Below are 16,002 nucleotides of genomic sequence, written 5' to 3'. Positions count from 1 at the left end.
ATGTTGGCACACGTTTTTCTTATCGTTCGTCACGTGCTGTGCTCGAAGTATACGCCTTAAATCCCGTTTTCTGGTTGTGATTTGCTGCGCTGATTGCATTTTGATAGCGCTATCACATTTATGAATGTTAACGATTGGTAGCGCTATCTTTGTGATCCTGATCGCAGCCAATTTGGGTAGGCTTGCATAAAGTTTGCCCATCTTAGCCCCTGATACGAGGAACAAGCGTGCTCAATAAGTGGATTTTTGAACAGACGATCCAGCTTCAGGACAGCGTGGAAAACTGGCCGCAGGCGCTTGAAATTTGCGCGCGTCCGCTGCTGGAGATGAACGTTATTGCGCCGGAGTACATTACGGCGATTGTCGAGCAACACCAGAAGCTTGGCCCCTACTATGTGCTGGCGCCTGGGCTGGCAATGCCGCATGCACGCCCGGAAGAGGGGGCAAAAGGGTTAGGTCTTTCGCTGCTGAAGTTGAAAGAGGGGATTTCGTTTGGTGCGGGGGAGTTTGATCCGGTCGATGTGATCGTCATGCTCGCGGCACCAGACAAACATAGCCACATCGAAATGATCTCCGCGCTGGCAGAATTATTTTCGAGCGATGAGGATATGGCGCAATTACATGTCGCAACGACCCGGGAGGAAATAAAAGCCATTATCGAACGCTTCTAGTTTTAATTCCGACATCGTTTTTAACCACATTACGCTCGAGCGTGATGGGGACGTACTCTACTCAAAAAAGGGCATAACAATGAAAATTATGGCGATTTGCGGCTCCGGGCTTGGCAGTAGTTTTATGGTCGAAATGAACATTAAAAAAGTCCTCAAAAAACTCAATATCGATGCCGAGGTGGAGCATTCTGATCTCTCTTCAGCCACCCCAGGCGCGGCCGACCTGTTCGTGATGGCCAAAGATATCGCGGCCAGCGCCAGCGTGCCGGAGAGCCAGCTAGTGGTGATCCAGAACATCATTGATATCAACGAACTTGAAGCGCAGCTTAGCGCCTGGTTCGCGAAACACTAACCCTGACTGTGACGAGGTGGATATGTTTATCCTTGAATCGCTGAACTTCGTTGTTGATATTTTAAAAGTACCCTCGGTGCTGGTGGGCTTAATTGCATTAATCGGCCTGGTGGCGCAGAAAAAAGGGTTTTCGGATGTGGTGAAAGGCACGATTAAAACCATTCTGGGTTTTATTGTGCTGGGTGGCGGAGCCACCGTGCTGGTGGGATCGCTTAATCCGTTAGGCGGTATGTTTGAACATGCCTTTAATATTCAGGGCATCATTCCGAATAACGAAGCAATCGTCTCTATTGCGCTGGAAAAATATGGCGCCTCTACGGCTCTGATCATGGCCTTCGGTATGGTGGCGAATATTATTGTCGCCCGCTTTACCCGCCTGAAATACATCTTCCTGACCGGGCACCATACGTTTTATATGGCGTGCATGATTGGCGTGATCCTGACGGTGGCAGGCTTTGAAGGGGTGGGACTGGTCTTCACCGGTTCGTTGATCCTTGGGCTGGTAATGGCCTTCTTCCCGGCCATTGCCCAGCGCTATATGAAGCGCATCACCGGTAATGATGACATCGCCTTTGGCCACTTCGGTACCCTGGGCTATGTGCTCTCAGGCTGGATTGGCAGCAAGGTGGGCAAAGGCTCTCGCTCCACCGAAGAGATGAACCTGCCGAAGAACCTAAGCTTCCTGCGCGACAGCTCTATCTCCATCTCCCTGACCATGATGATTATCTATCTGATCATGGCGGTGAGTGCCGGACGTGAGTACGTGGAGGCCACCTTCAGCGGCGGACAGAACTATCTGGTCTACGCCATCATCATGGCCATTACCTTCGCGGCGGGGGTATTTATCATCCTGCAGGGTGTTCGCCTGATACTGGCGGAAATCGTTCCGGCTTTTACCGGCTTCTCCGAAAAACTGGTGCCCAACGCGCGTCCTGCACTGGACTGCCCGGTGGTCTACCCGTATGCCCCTAACGCCGTGCTGATTGGCTTCCTGTTTAGCTTCCTCGGCGGTCTGGTTGGACTCTTTATCTGCGGGCAGTTTAGCTGGGTGCTGATCCTGCCGGGCGTCGTGCCGCACTTCTTCACCGGTGCAACCGCAGGCGTGTTTGGCAACGCCACGGGCGGACGTCGCGGGGCAATGATAGGCGCCTTTGCCAATGGTTTACTGATTACCTTCCTGCCGGTGTTGCTGCTGCCTGTGCTGGGTGCGATTGGATTCGCCAACACCACCTTCTCTGATGCGGACTTTGGCGCCATCGGCATTGTGCTGGGTAACCTGGCACGCTACCTGTCGCCAATGGCTATTACGGGTCTGGTTGTGGCGGTGTTCGCGCTGCTGGTGGCCTGGAACCTCTTCGCTAAAAACAAAAGTGCGGGTAATAGCGCGCAAGAAAATACCGGAGCCAAATCATGAATGTTAATGAAGTGACCCAACTGGCACGCGAAATCCGTATTGCCACCCTGAAATCGCTCACCCAACTGGGGTTCGGGCACTATGGTGGCAGTATGTCGGTGGTAGAGACGCTGGCGGTACTGTACGGCGCGGTAATGAAGATTGATCCTGCCGATCCCGACTGGCCTGAGCGTGACTATTTTGTGTTATCCAAAGGCCATGCGGGCCCGGCGCTCTACAGCACCCTTGCAATCAAAGGCTACTTCCCGATTGAAGAACTCAGCACCCTGAACCAGAACGGAACGCGGCTGCCAAGCCATCCGGACAGGCTAAAAACGCGTGGCGTGGATGCCACCACGGGCTCGCTGGGGCAGGGGATCTCCATTGCCGGCGGTATGGCGCTGTCGCACAAACTGGCGGGGCGCGCGAATCGCGTCTTCTGCATCGTGGGCGACGGAGAGTTGAACGAAGGGCAGTGCTGGGAGGCGTTTCAGTTTATCGCTCACCATCGCCTGAATAACCTGACGGTCTTCGTGGACTGGAATAAACAACAGCTGGACGGTGAGCTGGATGAGATCATCTGCGCCTTCGACCTGGAAGGAAAATTCCGCGCCTTTGGCTATGACGTGGTTAAGGTCAAAGGGGACGACATTCCGGGGCTGCTTGAGGTGACATCGCTCATCCCTGAAGCGGATGCGCGACCGCTGGTCGTGATCCTGGACAGCATAAAAGGGCAGGGGGTGCCGTATCTGGAGCAGCTCAGTAACTCCCACCATTTGCGACTGACTGATGACGTTAAAGCCGCCCTTACCGAGACGATTCGCCAGCTGGAGGTCAACCATGATTAAGCTTGCACCCACAGGACAAAAAGATGCCGTCGAGATGCGCAAAGTCTATGCCGGATTCGTCGCAAGCCAGATTGAAGCGGGGAGTGAAATTATCGCCCTGGAAGCGGATCTGATGAGCTCCATGGCGATGGACGGCGTGGCGCGCGATTATCCCCAGCACGTCATCAACTGCGGGATCATGGAGGCCAACGTTATCGGTACCGCAGCGGGGCTGTCGCTGACCGGGCGTAAGCCGTTTGTGCACACCTTTACCGCCTTCGCCAGCCGCCGCTGCTTCGACCAGCTGTTTATGTCGCTGGATTATCAGCGTAACAACGTGAAGGTCATCGCCTCGGATGCGGGCGTTACCGCTTGTCACAACGGCGGTACGCATATGTCGTTTGAAGATATGGGCATTGTGCGCGGGCTGGCTCATTCGGTGGTACTAGAAGTGACCGACGCGGTCATGTTTGAGGATGTCCTGCGCCAGTTGATTGACCTCGAGGGCTTTTACTGGGTGCGAACTATCCGTAAGCAAGCCCCGAGCATCTACGCCCCGGGCTCGACCTTTACCATCGGCAAGGGCAACGTGCTACGCGAAGGAGACGATATCACCCTGATTGCTAACGGCATCATGGTCGCAGAAGCGCTGGAGGCGGCGCGGCAGCTTGAACAGGAGGGCGTCAGCGCGGCGGTGATCGATATGTTCACTCTGAAGCCTATCGACCGGATGCTGGTGAAAAATTATGCCGAGAAAACCGGACGTATCGTTACCTGTGAAAATCACAGTATTCACAATGGCCTGGGATCGGCGGTGGCAGAAGTGTTAGTGGAAACGTGCCCGGTGCCGATGCGGCGGGTGGGGGTAAAAGAACGCTACGGCCAGGTGGGCACGCAGGACTTCCTGCAATGCGAGTATGGCCTGACGGCGCACGACATTGTGTCGGCGGCAAGAGAACTGCTGTAAATAAAAAAGGCGACCATCGGGTCGCCTTTTTAATGCAGCTAAAAGTTACTGCTGCTGCTGTGAAGACTGGATCGCGGTCAGGGCGATGGTGTAGACGATGTCGTCTACCAGCGCGCCACGAGACAGGTCATTCACCGGCTTGCGCATACCCTGCAGCATTGGCCCGATAGAGATCAGGTCTGCAGAACGCTGTACCGCTTTGTAGGTGGTGTTACCGGTGTTCAGATCCGGGAAGATGAACACGGTAGCGCGACCTGCAACCGGCGAGTTCGGTGCTTTGGATTTCGCCACGTCTGCCATCACGGCGGCATCGTACTGCAGCGGGCCGTCGATCATCAGATCTGGGCGTTTTTCCTGCGCAATACGGGTCGCTTCACGTACTTTCTCTACGTCGCTACCTGCACCAGAGGTGCCGGTGGAGTAGGAGAGCATGGCTACGCGCGGTTCGATACCGAAGGCAATAGCGGAGTCTGCGGACTGGATAGCGATCTCAGCCAGCTGCTCTGCGGTTGGATCCGGGTTGATCGCACAGTCGCCGTAAACGTAAACCTGTTCAGGCAGCAGCATGAAGAACACGGAAGAGACCAGAGAGCTGCCTGGGGCGGTTTTGATCAGCTGCAGCGGCGGACGGATGGTGTTCGCGGTGGTGTGAACAGCACCAGAAACCAGACCGTCAACTTCGTCCTGTTCCAGCATCAGGGTACCGAGAACCACGTTGTCTTCCAGCTGTTCGCGCGCAACGGCTTCGGTCATGCCTTTGCTCTTACGCAGCTCAACCAGACGTGCAACGTAGCTTTCACGTACCACTTCCGGGTCAACGATTTCGATGCCCGCACCCAGTTCAACGCCCTGAGATGCCGCTACGCGGGTGATCTCGTCCGGGTTACCCAGCAGCACACAGGTCGCGATACCGCGCTCTGCACAGATGGCGGCTGCTTTAACGGTACGTGGTTCGTCGCCTTCTGGCAGAACAACGCGTTTACCCGCTTTACGCGCCAGCTCGGTGAGCTGATAGCGGAAGGCTGGAGGAGACAGACGGCGGCTGCGCTCGGAGGTTGCAGTCAGGGATTCGATCCAGTCTGCGTTCACGTAACCTGCCACGTATTCCTGAACTTTCTCGATACGCTCGTGGTCATCAACCGGCACTTCGAGGTTGAAGCTCTGCAGGCTCAGAGAGGTCTGCCAGGTGTTGGTGTTCACCATGAATACCGGCAGGCCAGTCGCAAAGGCGCGCTCGCACAGTTTGCTCACGCGTGGGTCCATCTCGTAAGCACCGGTCAGCAGGATAGCGCCGATTTCAACGCCGTTCATTGCGGCCAGGCAGGCAGCAACCAGCACGTCAGGACGGTCAGCGGAGGTGACCAGCAGGGAACCTGCACGGAAGTGTTCCAGCATGTGCGGAATGCTACGCGCACAGAAGGTGACAGACTTCACGCGACGGGTATTGATATCGCCTTCGTTGATCACGGTGGCGTTCAGGTGACGCGCCATGTCGATGGCACGGGTCGCGATCAGATCAAAGCTCCATGGCACCGCGCCCAGCACTGGAAGCGGGCTGGTTTCCTGCAGTTTTGCCGGGTCGATTTTCACGACTTTCGCTTTGGAAGAGTCATCGAAAATTTCGGACAGGTCAGGACGGGTGCGACCTTGTTCATCAACCGGTGCGTTCAGCTTGTTGATGATAACGCCGGTGATGCTGGTGTTTTTCGCGCCGCCGAAGCTGCTGCGGGTCAGTTCGATACGCTCTTTCAGCTGCTCCTGGGTATCGGTACCCTGAGACATCACGAAGACGATCTCGGCGTTCAGCGTTTTGGCGATTTCAAAGTTCAGCGACTGGGCAAACTGATGTTTGCGGGTCGGAACCAAACCTTCAACCAGTACCACTTCCGCGTCCTGCGCGTTCGCGTGATAGTTAGCGATGATCTCTTCCATCAGCACGTCTTTCTGATTGCTGGAGAGCAGAGACTCAACGTGGGACATTTTCAGCGGCTCTGCGGCGGGCAGATTAGAGTTCTTACGAACAATGCTGGTGGTCTGGTCTGGCGCATCGCCACCGGCACGTGGCTGGGCGATAGGTTTAAAGACGCTCAGACGAACGCCTTTGCGTTCCATAGCACGGATGACGCCGAGGCTGACGCTGGTCAGGCCGACGCTGGTTCCGGTAGGGATCAGCATAATTGTACGGGACACGGTTTATCCTCTTTTGGCTACCGCCGAAGTCAGGCGGGTTTCAAAACAGCACCGCCAGCTAGGCTGGCGGTGTGGAATCAGGCAGTCAGACGGTTCGCGTCTTGCGCGATGACCAGCTCTTCGTTAGTTGGGATAACGATAGCAGGGCGGGTGCCTTCTTTGTTGATGAAGCCAGACTTGCCGAAGCGGGCAGCCAGGTTACGCTCGTGATCAACTTCGAAGCCCAGAACGCCCAGTTTACCCAGGGACAGTTCACGAACCATTGCTGCGTTTTCACCGATACCACCGGTGAAGATAACCGCGTCCAGACGACCGTCCATCAGTGCAGTGTAAGAACCGATGTATTTCGCCAGACGGTGGCAGTAAACGTCCATAGCACGTTTCGCATCTTCTTTGGCTTCGTAGTTATCTTCAACATAACGGCAGTCGCTGGTGACTTCGGTCAGACCCAGCAGGCCAGACTCTTTGGTCAGCATTTTGTTGATGTCATCAACGCTCATGCCCAGGGTGTCGTGCAGGTGGAAGATAATCGCCGGGTCGATGTCACCAGAACGGGTACCCATCACCAGACCTTCCAGCGGGGTCAGACCCATGGAGGTATCAACACATTTACCGTTACGGATAGCAGAAACAGAACCGCCGTTGCCCAGGTGGCAAGTGATGATGTTCACTTCTTCTACCGGCTTGTTCAGGACTTTGGCCGCTTCCTGAGTAACATAGAAGTGGCTGGTGCCGTGTGCGCCGTAACGACGTACGCCATGCTCTTTGTACAGTTTGTACGGCAGGGCATACAGGTAAGACTCTTCCGGCATGGTCTGATGGAACGCCGTGTCAAATACAGCCACGTTTTTGTCTTTCAGCTGCGGGAAAGATTTCAGTGCTTCAGCGATACCGATCAGGTGAGCCGGGTTATGCAGTGGCGCGAAAGAGGCGGAGTCTTTGATGCCCTGGATGACAGAGTCGTCGATCACAACAGAGCTGGTGTATTTTTCGCCGCCGTGGACGATACGGTGACCGATTGCCGTCAGCTGAGCAGACAGTTCTGGTTTTTGTGCCAGAATAGTGTTAACGATAAAGTTCAGCGCTTCACTGTGAGCGGCGCCTGCACCTAAAGCCGCTTCTTGTTTGCTGCCGTCCATCTTCCACTTGATACGCGCTTCAGGCAGATGGAAACATTCGGCCAAACCAGAGAGGTACTCGTCACCGTTGAGCGCATCGATGATGGCGAATTTCAGTGAGGAGCTACCGCAGTTCAGAACCAGTACTAACTTACTCGACATGGAAGTACCTATTATTGATACGTGGCTAAAAAATGTCAGTGAGAATCGTAGCGTAGCGCAAGAATCCGCTGACATTTATGATTAACATCATGCCGAAAGTACTTTTTGGCATGACGAAAGGAATACATAAGATTTTATGCCATTTTGCGCATTTTTCCGGCAATGGCATAATGTGCTTAAACTTGACGAATTTACGATTATCGTCCAGGGCCTTTTCAGGCCGGCACAGGATACCTGATACTGGGTAGTTAAGACAAAAGTTTTTGAACGATGTCATGACCAGTTGTGGATTTGCACGAATTTTTTAATTTTTATATGTGAAGTTGAGGTAAAGCCATGTCGACACCCGAAACCCCCTCAGTGAACTTTTTTAGTCTGTTTCGCCGGGGACAGCACTATTCGAAGACGTGGCCGCTGGAAAAACGCCTTGCGCCTGTCTTTATTGAGAACCGTGTGATTCGCGCCACCCGTCACGCCATTCGTCTGATGCCCCCGATTGCCATTTTCACCCTCTGCTGGCAGATAGCGCTTGGCGGCCAGCTTGGACCGGCCGTCGCCACCGCGCTGTTTGCGCTTAGCCTGCCGATGCAGGGGCTTTGGTGGTTAGGTAAACGCTCCGTTACGCCACTCCCCCCGTCCGTGCTGCAGTGGTTCTATGAAGTGCGCGGCAAGTTGCAGGAGGCGGGACAGGCCCTGGCCCCGGTTGAGGGCAAGCCCGATTATCAGGCGCTGGCCGACACCCTAAAGAAAGCATTTAAACAACTTGATAAAACATTCCTGGATGATTTGTGATTGATCATCGAAACGATCATTAAAAGAAGGCACAGTAACCCTTAGTTACCGTGTCTTTTTTTTAGGTTGCTTCGCGCAACAGGAGTCGAATGATGGAAATGACTAATGCTCAACGTCTGATTTTGTCTAATCAGTACAAAATGATGACCATGCTAGATCCCGACAACGCAGAGCGCTATCGCCGCCTGCAGACTATCGTCGAACGTGGCTTTGGCCTGCAGATGCGCGAACTGGATCGCGAGTTTGGCGAATTAAAGGAAGAGACCTGCCGCATTGTCATTGACATCATGGAGATGTATCACGCATTGCACGTCTCATGGGCTAACCTGAAAGACGCGCAGATAATTGATGAGCGTCGTGTGACCTTCCTCGGTTTTGATGCTGCCACCGAAGCGCGTTACCTGAGCTACGTCCGCTTTATGGTTAACACCGAAGGGCGTTACACCCACTTCGATGCCGGTACGCATGGCTTTAATGCCCAGACCCCGATGTGGGACAAATATCAACGTATGCTGAGCGTCTGGCACGCCTGCCCGCGCCAGTACCATCTGAGCAGCAACGAAATTCAACAAATCATTAATGCCTGACGGAGGTCGATGTGCAGTGTAAAGGTTTTCTGTTTGATCTGGACGGTACGCTGGTGGATTCCTTACCGGTGGTTGAGCGCTCATGGTGCCGCTGGGCCGACAGGCACGGTATTAGCCATGATGAAGTCCTCCATTTCATCCATGGCAAACAGGCCATTACCTCTTTACGTCACTTTATGGCGGGCAGCACTGAAGATGAAATTCAGGCCGAGTTTCGCTGGCTGGAGCAGCTAGAGGCGAAGGATACCGACGGCATAGTCGCGCTACCAGGCGCGCACGCGCTGCTTCGTCATCTGAATGAATCACAAATCCCGTGGGCTATCGTCACCTCCGGCTCGGTTCCGGTGGCGCACGCCCGCCATAAAGCGGCGGGTTTGCCAACGCCTGAAGTCTTTGTCACCGCCGAGCGTGTTGCTCGCGGCAAGCCGGAGCCCGACGCCTTTTTGCTGGGCGCCGAGCTGCTAGGGCTGGCACCAGAACAGTGCGTGGTGGTGGAAGATGCCGCTGCCGGCGTCCTTGCCGGGCTGGCGGCGGGGTGTCATGTCATCGCCGTGAATGTACCTGCCACGGCGCCGCGCCTGAATGAAGCCGGTTTTGTGCTGACTTCACTGGCAGCCATTGAGGTCAGCAAAACGGCCGACGGAACGGTAACCGTGACGCAGAAAATGTAATCCCATGATTTAGCCCCACAACTGTGGGGCTTTTTTATGGCAGTATGCTGTCACTCTTTTCTGACAAGGACCTGTTGTGAACGGTGAATTAATCTGGGTATTGAGCCTGCTGGTCTTCGCCATCATTCTCTTTGCTACCGGTAAAGTGCGCATGGATGCCGTGGCATTACTGGTGATAGTGGCGTTCGTGCTAAGCGGCACCCTCACGCTCCCCGAAGCGTTATCGGGCTTTAGCGATCCGAACGTTATTTTGATTGCCGCACTCTTTATTATTGGTGATGGGCTGGTTCGCACCGGCGTCGCCACCAGTATGGGCTCCTGGCTGGTAAACGCCGCAGGCAGCAGCGAAACCAAAATGCTTATCCTGCTGATGCTGACCGTGGCTGGGTTGGGAGCCTTTATGAGCTCCACCGGCGTAGTGGCCATCTTTATCCCGGTGGTGTTAAGCGTCTGCATGAGGATGCAGATCCCGCCATCACGCCTGATGATGCCGCTCAGCTTCGCCGGGCTTATCAGCGGCATGATGACGCTGGTAGCAACGCCACCCAACCTGGTGGTTAACAGCGAACTTTTGCGCGAAGGGCTGCAGGGATTTAGCTTTTTTAGCGTCACGCCGCTGGGGTTGGTGATTCTGGTGCTGGGTATTGTCTACATGCTGCTGACTCGCTTTGTCCTGAAGAGCGAAACGCAGGATAAATCCCGGGACGGCTGGAAGCGCCGCACATTTCGCGATTTGATCAAAGAGTATCGCCTGACCGGGCGGGCCCGCCGTCTGGCTATCCGCCCCGGTTCCCCCCTGATTGGTCAACGGCTGGACGATCTTAAACTGCGTGAACGCTACGGCGCGAACGTGATTGGGGTAGAGCGCTGGCGCCGTTTTCGGCGGGTGATCGTGAATGTTAACGGTGTATCTGAATTCCGCGCCCGTGACGTATTACTTATCGACATGTCCTCTGCCGATGTCGATCTGCGTGAATTTTGCAGCGAGCAGCTGCTGGAGCCGATGGTGCTGCGGGGAGAGTATTTCTCCGATCAGGCGCTGGACGTGGGGATGGCAGAAATATCGCTGATTCCCGAATCGGAGCTGCTGGGCAAGACCATGCGCGAGATCGGTTTTCGTACGCGCTATGGGCTCAATGTAGTGGGATTGAAGCGTGACGGCATGGCAATGGATGGCGCCGTGGTGGATGAACCCTTACAGCTGGGCGACATTTTCCTGGTGGTGGGGAACTGGAAACTTATCTCCCAGCTCGGCCAGCGCGGGCGCGACTTTGTGGTCATGAACCTGCCCGTTGAGGTGAGTGATGCCTCACCGGCTCACAGCCAGGCGCCACATGCTATTTTCTGTCTGGTGCTGATGGTCGCGCTGATGTTAACGGATGAGATCCCTAACCCGGTTGCGGCGATTATCGCCTGCCTGCTGATGGGGAAATTCCGCTGTATTGATGCACAAAGCGCCTATAAGGCAATCCACTGGCCGAGCATCATACTCATCGTCGGGATGATGCCCTTTGCGCTGGCGCTGCAAAAAACGGGCGGGGTAGATTTGGTGGTTAAAGGATTGATGGAACTCGGCGGCGGATATGGGCCTTACATGATGCTAATCTGCCTGTTTGTAATGTGCGCCACCATTGGTCTGTTTATCTCCAATACCGCCACGGCTGTGCTGATGGCGCCCATTGCGCTGGCGATGGCGAAATCGATGGGGGTCTCGCCTTACCCGTTTGCAATGATGGTGGCGATGGCCGCTTCAGCCGCCTTTATGACCCCGGTCTCTTCTCCGGTTAACACGCTGGTACTGGGGCCCGGGAACTACCGGTTTAGCGATTTCGTAAAATTGGGCGTGCCTTTTACCGTGCTGGTTATGGTGGTGTGCGTCATTTTGATCCCGGTGCTGTTTCCATTTTAATACCGCGCGCAATTCGGGTGGCGGTAGCGCCACCCGGCCCGGAAATTACAGTGGGGAATCCTGGCTAATCTCATCCAGCGACAGGTGGAAGCTCGGGACAAATACCTGCATAAAGTAATCCATTTCGTCACTGCGACGGGCTTCCAGCGTCTTTTCCAGGCGCGTTTTCGCCAGCAAGAATTCATGATTGCCGGCCGAGAGCTCCTCAAGGCATTTCAGATAAGCACAGAGCGCATCTGCCTGCTTAACCAGAGACTTCTCTTCCTCGCTGTATTGGTGTTCGTCGATCAGGGGGGCAAAAATATCGCGCAGCTCTTCAGGCACCATGTCGACCAGTTTCTGCTGAGCTATTTTTTCAATCGCTTTGTACTCCTGAGCAATCTGCGAATTGAAATACTTCACCGGCGTGGGCAGATCCCCTGTCAGCACTTCAGAAGCATCATGATACATCGCCAGCAGCGCGATTCGCTCTGCGTTCACCTGTCCGTTGAATTTGCGGTTTTTAATGGCGGCCAGCGCATGGGCAACCATGGCGACCTGCAGACTATGCTCTGAGACGTTCTCGGTCCGCACGTTGCGCATCAGCGGCCAGCGGTTAATCAGTTTCAGGCGGGAAAGGTGGGCAAAGAAATGACTCTCACTCATAGGGTACCTTTTGTCTAACACGGCGACAGACTTCATTGTGAGGGGAGGGGCGGGCAGATGCAAATCGGGCTGCCATTGGCAGCCCGGAAGGTTTACTGATGATACCCAGAGAGGAATCGACCAAAACGACTGACCGCCATCTCAAGTTCATCCTCACGCGGCAGGGTAACAATGCGCACATGATCCGGCCATGGCCAGTTGAACGCCGTTCCCTGGACCAGCAGCACTTTTTCTTGCAGCAGGAAGTCGAGCACCATTTTTTGATCGTCAAAGATGTTAAAGCGTTTGATGTCGATTTTCGGGAACATGTAGAGCGCGCCTTTTGGCTTCACGCAGGAGACGCCCGGAATGTCATTAATCAGCTCCCATGCGCGATTACGTTGCTCATACAGGCGACCGCCTGGCACGATAAATTCGCTAATGCTCTGATAACCACCCAGCGCCGTCTGAATAGCGTGCTGGGCTGGTACGTTGGCGCACAGGCGCATCGAGGCCAACATCTCCAGCCCTTCGATATAGCCTTTGGCGTGCTTTTTCGGGCCGTTCAGAACCATCCAGCCCTGACGGAAACCGGCGACGCGGTAGGTCTTAGACAGGCCGTTGAACGTGACGGTCAGCAGATCCGGAGCCATCGCGGCGATAGAGTGGTGTTGCGCTTCGTCGTAAAGGATCTTGTCGTAAATTTCGTCGGCGAAGATGATCAGGTTATGCTGACGGGAGATCTCAACGATCTCCATCAACAGCTCTTTTGAATAGACCGCACCCGTTGGGTTGTTCGGGTTGATGATCACAATACCGCGGGTGCGAGGGGTAATTTTAGCGCGAATATCGTCTAGATCCGGGAACCAGTCGGATGACTCATCACAGAGGTAATGCACCGCTTTACCACTGGAAAGCGAGACAGCGGCGGTCCAGAGTGGGTAATCCGGAGCGGGCACCAGCATTTCGTCACCGCTGTTGAGCAGCGCCTGCATGGCCTGCACGATCAGCTCTGATACGCCGTTGCCAATATAGATATCTTCTACCGTAACATCGCGCATCCCGCGAGCCTGGTAGTGCTGCATAATGGCTTTACGGGCGGAGTAAAGCCCTTTCGAATCACAGTAGCCCTGTGCGGTAGGCAGGTTTCGGATCACATCAACCAGTATTTCATCCGGGGCATCGAAACCAAATGGCGCCGGGTTACCGATATTGAGCTTGAGAACTTTATTGCCTTCTTCTTCGAGGCGTTTGGCCTCTTTAAGAACGGGCCCGCGGATGTCATAACAGACGTTATCTAATTTACTGGATTTTTCGATAGGGGACATGAACCTTTGACCTTTTAACTGTTATTGCCACTCCCTGCCGTGGAAGTCAGCATGAAACAATGTACTCCTTGAAAGGCCTTTTTTAAAGCATGAGCAGAAGAAGATTTTGCTAATTAAGAAAAACTATCATTAAAATTTTAATCTACTATTTGCGTTACAACGAATAAGACCTGCCACGGGTTTGTTATAATCTGGTGTAAAGTTTTGCAAGTGACATCTTTTACTGGATTTTACGCTAACGGATCAATCGGCATGGGCTTCGCAGACCGATATACAGAGGTTTCCCCTGGCAATTTTTCGTAAATGCTGAATTAATTGCGATTATCACGATTCAAATCCCGCTTTATATAAACGTTGATCATGTGAATATAATGTTAAGTATAATTAATGAATAATCTTTTTTTAAATTATTGTGTATTTCAAAATAAGGGTGAAATCGTAACTTTCGTTAATATTAATAAAAATAATTTAGACTCTTATCAACAGGGTTAAATCATCTGGGATGCAATAAGACTTATAAATAAAATGGATTTAGGTTAAGATGATGCAACAGGCCTGCAGTACGCGATTGCGGCTTGTTGTAAATCTTAGTTGTGCCTCCATTAATAGCATATTGTTATTAATAGATTTATCTTTACCCGGAGAAGCGAAGCGACGCCCATTGCTGCTTTAGCTTGACTACGATAAAGTTGAGCCTGAAGCGCCACTGCCTTTCGTGCATTACCTAATCCGGTAAAAATTTATATTTACTGAACGTAAAGCCAATAAAAATATCGTCAGATACGTTGTGTTTGACGACGGATATACCTGGACTTCAACTTTCTGTCTGGCAGTCTGCCGGTCGGGATTACAAGGATTCTTGTTCAGAAGGACCTGTTTTACTTTTACGCACACAGCTTCTACCCGAGGCAGCTCCGCATGAGCCACCTGTAAGTGAAAAGATATGATGAATGCAAATCGTCCGATACTGAACCTCGATCTCGATCTGCTGAGAACTTTTGTTGCAGTCGCCGATCTGAATACATTTGCAGCTGCGGCTGCGGCAGTCTGCCGTACCCAATCGGCTGTTAGCCAACAAATGCAACGACTGGAACAACTGGTCGGAAAAGAGCTTTTTGCCCGCCACGGCCGCAATAAACTCCTGACTGAACATGGTATTCAGCTGCTGGGCTATGCCAGAAAAATACTTCGCTTCAACGATGAAGCCTGCACGTCGCTAATGTTTAGTAACCTACAGGGTGTCTTAACCGTAGGGGCGTCTGATGAGTCGGCTGATACTATTTTGCCTTTCCTGCTTAATCGGATTAGTTCGGTTTATCCGAAGATTGCGTTGGACGTCAGGGTTAAACGCAATGCGTTTATGATGGAGATGCTGCAGGAGCAGGAAGTAGATCTGGTTGTCACAACCCAACGAATGGAGCATTTCAATTGCCTGACGCTCCGTACGTCACCTACTCACTGGTATTGTGCAGCCGAGTATCAACTGCAGCGCGGCGAGCCCATCCCGCTGGTACTGATGGATGATCCCAGCCCGTTCCGCGACATGGTTCTGGCCACATTAAATGCCGCCAATATTCCCTGGCGTCTCGCCTACGTAGCGACAACCCTGCCAGCCGTCCGTGCGGCGGTGAAAGCCGGACTAGGCGTCACCGCGCGCCCGGTTGAGATGATGAGCCCGGATTTGCGAGTATTAGGCAAATCAGACGGGCTGCCGATGCTGCCCGATACGGAATATTTGCTGTGTCATAACGCGACTAGTCAGAACGAGTTAGCGCAAACCATCTTCTCGGCAATGGAAAATTATCAGAATCCATGGCAGTACAATAATGTTACCCCGGAAGGAGGGGATGACTCTCTCGTCATCGAAGGAGATTTTGAATAAAAGTTCGGCAATTTCCTCGTAACAAAATGTAAGTGTTAAAAAAGAGCCACTGACGCCACTTTCGCGCGCTGTGGTTCTTTTTTTGCAATTCGATTTGAAAAGTTTCTGTTAAGTAAAGTTAATTTTATTGTTTATCAAGATTATATGGATTACGCGCTGTATTCGTTACTCCCATTCTTACAGCTTATGGTTGTCAATTTGCATGTTAAAAAAACAGCGAAGATGTTGCCGTTTTTTTGATTGAATTAACAAAAGCGTGTCTCAGATCAAGAAAATACTCCTCTTTGGGGGGAGGAATCAGCGACAAATCCTGTCAAAATAGGAGGGTAATCTTTTTTTTACATCAAAACGGACACGATTCAACAGTATGCAGTTGACCAAATGTCATGTTCCCGCCAGGGTTAAAGGGCATTAAATGTTAACGAGAATCGTTCGATGTAATTTAATGTGAAGAAACCTTTGTTAAAGTTGACAAAAGGTTATAGAAAGGAGTAAAAAACCACATCATTTTGCTGTCTATGTCTCATTT

The 16,002-nt window shown here is 52.9% G+C and carries 14 protein-coding genes; 10 read left to right on the top strand and 4 right to left on the bottom strand.

All coding sequences use genetic code 11. The features are described 5' to 3' along the window. Positions 1-227: 227 nt before the first annotated feature. The 5 genes from B3511_RS13720 (at position 228) to B3511_RS13700 (ending at position 4,210) form a co-directional block, all read left to right on the top strand. A complete protein-coding gene (locus tag B3511_RS13720) occupies positions 228-671 on the top strand; it encodes a PTS sugar transporter subunit IIA (RefSeq protein WP_046884681.1) in 444 nt (147 codons plus the stop codon). A gap of 79 nt (positions 672-750) precedes the next feature. Then, positions 751-1,023 (top strand): PTS sugar transporter subunit IIB, encoded by a 273-nt coding sequence (locus tag B3511_RS13715; protein WP_040074658.1) that lies wholly within the window; start codon positions 751-753, stop codon positions 1,021-1,023. Between the two features lie 22 nt (positions 1,024-1,045). Continuing rightward, the gene (locus B3511_RS13710) at positions 1,046-2,437 is read left to right on the top strand and encodes a PTS ascorbate transporter subunit IIC (RefSeq protein WP_040074659.1); all 1,392 of its coding nucleotides are present in this window, start codon (positions 1,046-1,048) and stop codon (positions 2,435-2,437) included. After that, entirely contained in the window at positions 2,434-3,264 is an 831-nt protein-coding gene (locus B3511_RS13705) for a transketolase (RefSeq protein WP_286783249.1), read from the top strand. Before B3511_RS13710 ends, B3511_RS13705 begins: the two co-directional genes overlap by 4 nt. Next, a complete protein-coding gene (locus B3511_RS13700; protein ID WP_286783248.1) occupies positions 3,257-4,210 on the top strand; it encodes a transketolase family protein in 954 nt (317 codons plus the stop codon). The genes B3511_RS13705 and B3511_RS13700 overlap by 8 nt, the downstream gene beginning before the upstream one ends. Positions 4,211-4,255: 45 nt before the next feature. Here B3511_RS13700 and pta read toward each other — a convergent pair whose 3' ends face one another. Both pta and ackA read right to left on the bottom strand, forming a co-directional pair. After that, entirely contained in the window at positions 4,256-6,400 is a 2,145-nt protein-coding gene (pta, locus tag B3511_RS13695; RefSeq protein ID WP_040074663.1) for a phosphate acetyltransferase, read from the bottom strand. Positions 6,401-6,477: 77 nt separating this feature from the next. Then, entirely contained in the window at positions 6,478-7,680 is a 1,203-nt protein-coding gene (gene ackA, locus B3511_RS13690; protein WP_207292150.1) for an acetate kinase, read from the bottom strand. Between the two features lie 336 nt (positions 7,681-8,016). Here ackA and yfbV point away from each other — a divergent pair, with 336 nt between their 5' ends. From yfbV to B3511_RS13670, 4 genes are all read left to right on the top strand, one after another. Next, on the top strand, positions 8,017-8,472 hold the full coding sequence (gene yfbV / locus B3511_RS13685; RefSeq protein WP_040074666.1) for a terminus macrodomain insulation protein YfbV: 456 nt from the start codon (positions 8,017-8,019) through the stop codon (positions 8,470-8,472). A 92-nt stretch (positions 8,473-8,564) separates the two neighbouring features. Further along, a complete protein-coding gene (locus B3511_RS13680; protein ID WP_040074667.1) occupies positions 8,565-9,059 on the top strand; it encodes a YfbU family protein in 495 nt (164 codons plus the stop codon). An 11-nt stretch (positions 9,060-9,070) separates the two neighbouring features. Then, a complete protein-coding gene (locus tag B3511_RS13675) occupies positions 9,071-9,730 on the top strand; it encodes a sugar phosphatase (RefSeq protein WP_233801585.1) in 660 nt (219 codons plus the stop codon). Between the two features lie 76 nt (positions 9,731-9,806). Further along, complete coding sequence (locus tag B3511_RS13670; protein WP_286783247.1) at positions 9,807-11,639, top strand: SLC13 family permease; 1,833 nt, start codon at positions 9,807-9,809, stop codon at positions 11,637-11,639. Between the two features lie 45 nt (positions 11,640-11,684). Here B3511_RS13670 and yfbR read toward each other — a convergent pair whose 3' ends face one another. Both yfbR and alaA read right to left on the bottom strand, forming a co-directional pair. After that, complete coding sequence (gene yfbR, locus B3511_RS13665) at positions 11,685-12,284, bottom strand: 5'-deoxynucleotidase (RefSeq protein WP_040074673.1); 600 nt, start codon at positions 12,282-12,284, stop codon at positions 11,685-11,687. Between the two features lie 92 nt (positions 12,285-12,376). Then, on the bottom strand, positions 12,377-13,591 hold the full coding sequence (gene alaA / locus B3511_RS13660; protein ID WP_286783246.1) for an alanine transaminase AlaA: 1,215 nt from the start codon (positions 13,589-13,591) through the stop codon (positions 12,377-12,379). Positions 13,592-14,534: 943 nt separating this feature from the next. Here alaA and lrhA point away from each other — a divergent pair. Continuing rightward, positions 14,535-15,473, top strand: a complete 939-nt coding sequence (gene lrhA, locus B3511_RS13655; RefSeq protein WP_286783245.1) for a transcriptional regulator LrhA — start codon at positions 14,535-14,537, stop codon at positions 15,471-15,473. Positions 15,474-16,002 lie beyond the last annotated feature (529 nt).

Source organism: Leclercia sp. UBA1284 (genome assembly GCF_002308415.1).
GTDB lineage: Bacteria > Pseudomonadota > Gammaproteobacteria > Enterobacterales > Enterobacteriaceae > Enterobacter > Enterobacter pneumoniae.
Note: the sequence above shows the minus strand (reverse complement) of the source record. Positions and strands in the feature narration are given on the sequence as shown.

What these genes read in the sequence shown, in the direction of transcription:
- B3511_RS13700 (WP_286783248.1), top strand. Translation starts at nt 3,257, where the DNA reads ATGATTAAGCTTGCACCCACAGGACAAAAAGATGCCGTCGAGATGCGC.
- yfbR (WP_040074673.1), bottom strand. Translation starts at nt 12,284, where the DNA reads ATGAGTGAGAGTCATTTCTTTGCCCACCTTTCCCGCCTGAAACTGATT.
- lrhA (WP_286783245.1), top strand. Translation starts at nt 14,535, where the DNA reads ATGATGAATGCAAATCGTCCGATACTGAACCTCGATCTCGATCTGCTG.
- B3511_RS13680 (WP_040074667.1), top strand. Translation starts at nt 8,565, where the DNA reads ATGGAAATGACTAATGCTCAACGTCTGATTTTGTCTAATCAGTACAAA.
- alaA (WP_286783246.1), bottom strand. Translation starts at nt 13,591, where the DNA reads ATGTCCCCTATCGAAAAATCCAGTAAATTAGATAACGTCTGTTATGAC.
- B3511_RS13715 (WP_040074658.1), top strand. Translation starts at nt 751, where the DNA reads ATGAAAATTATGGCGATTTGCGGCTCCGGGCTTGGCAGTAGTTTTATG.
- ackA (WP_207292150.1), bottom strand. Translation starts at nt 7,680, where the DNA reads ATGTCGAGTAAGTTAGTACTGGTTCTGAACTGCGGTAGCTCCTCACTG.
- yfbV (WP_040074666.1), top strand. Translation starts at nt 8,017, where the DNA reads ATGTCGACACCCGAAACCCCCTCAGTGAACTTTTTTAGTCTGTTTCGC.
- B3511_RS13705 (WP_286783249.1), top strand. Translation starts at nt 2,434, where the DNA reads ATGAATGTTAATGAAGTGACCCAACTGGCACGCGAAATCCGTATTGCC.
- B3511_RS13710 (WP_040074659.1), top strand. Translation starts at nt 1,046, where the DNA reads ATGTTTATCCTTGAATCGCTGAACTTCGTTGTTGATATTTTAAAAGTA.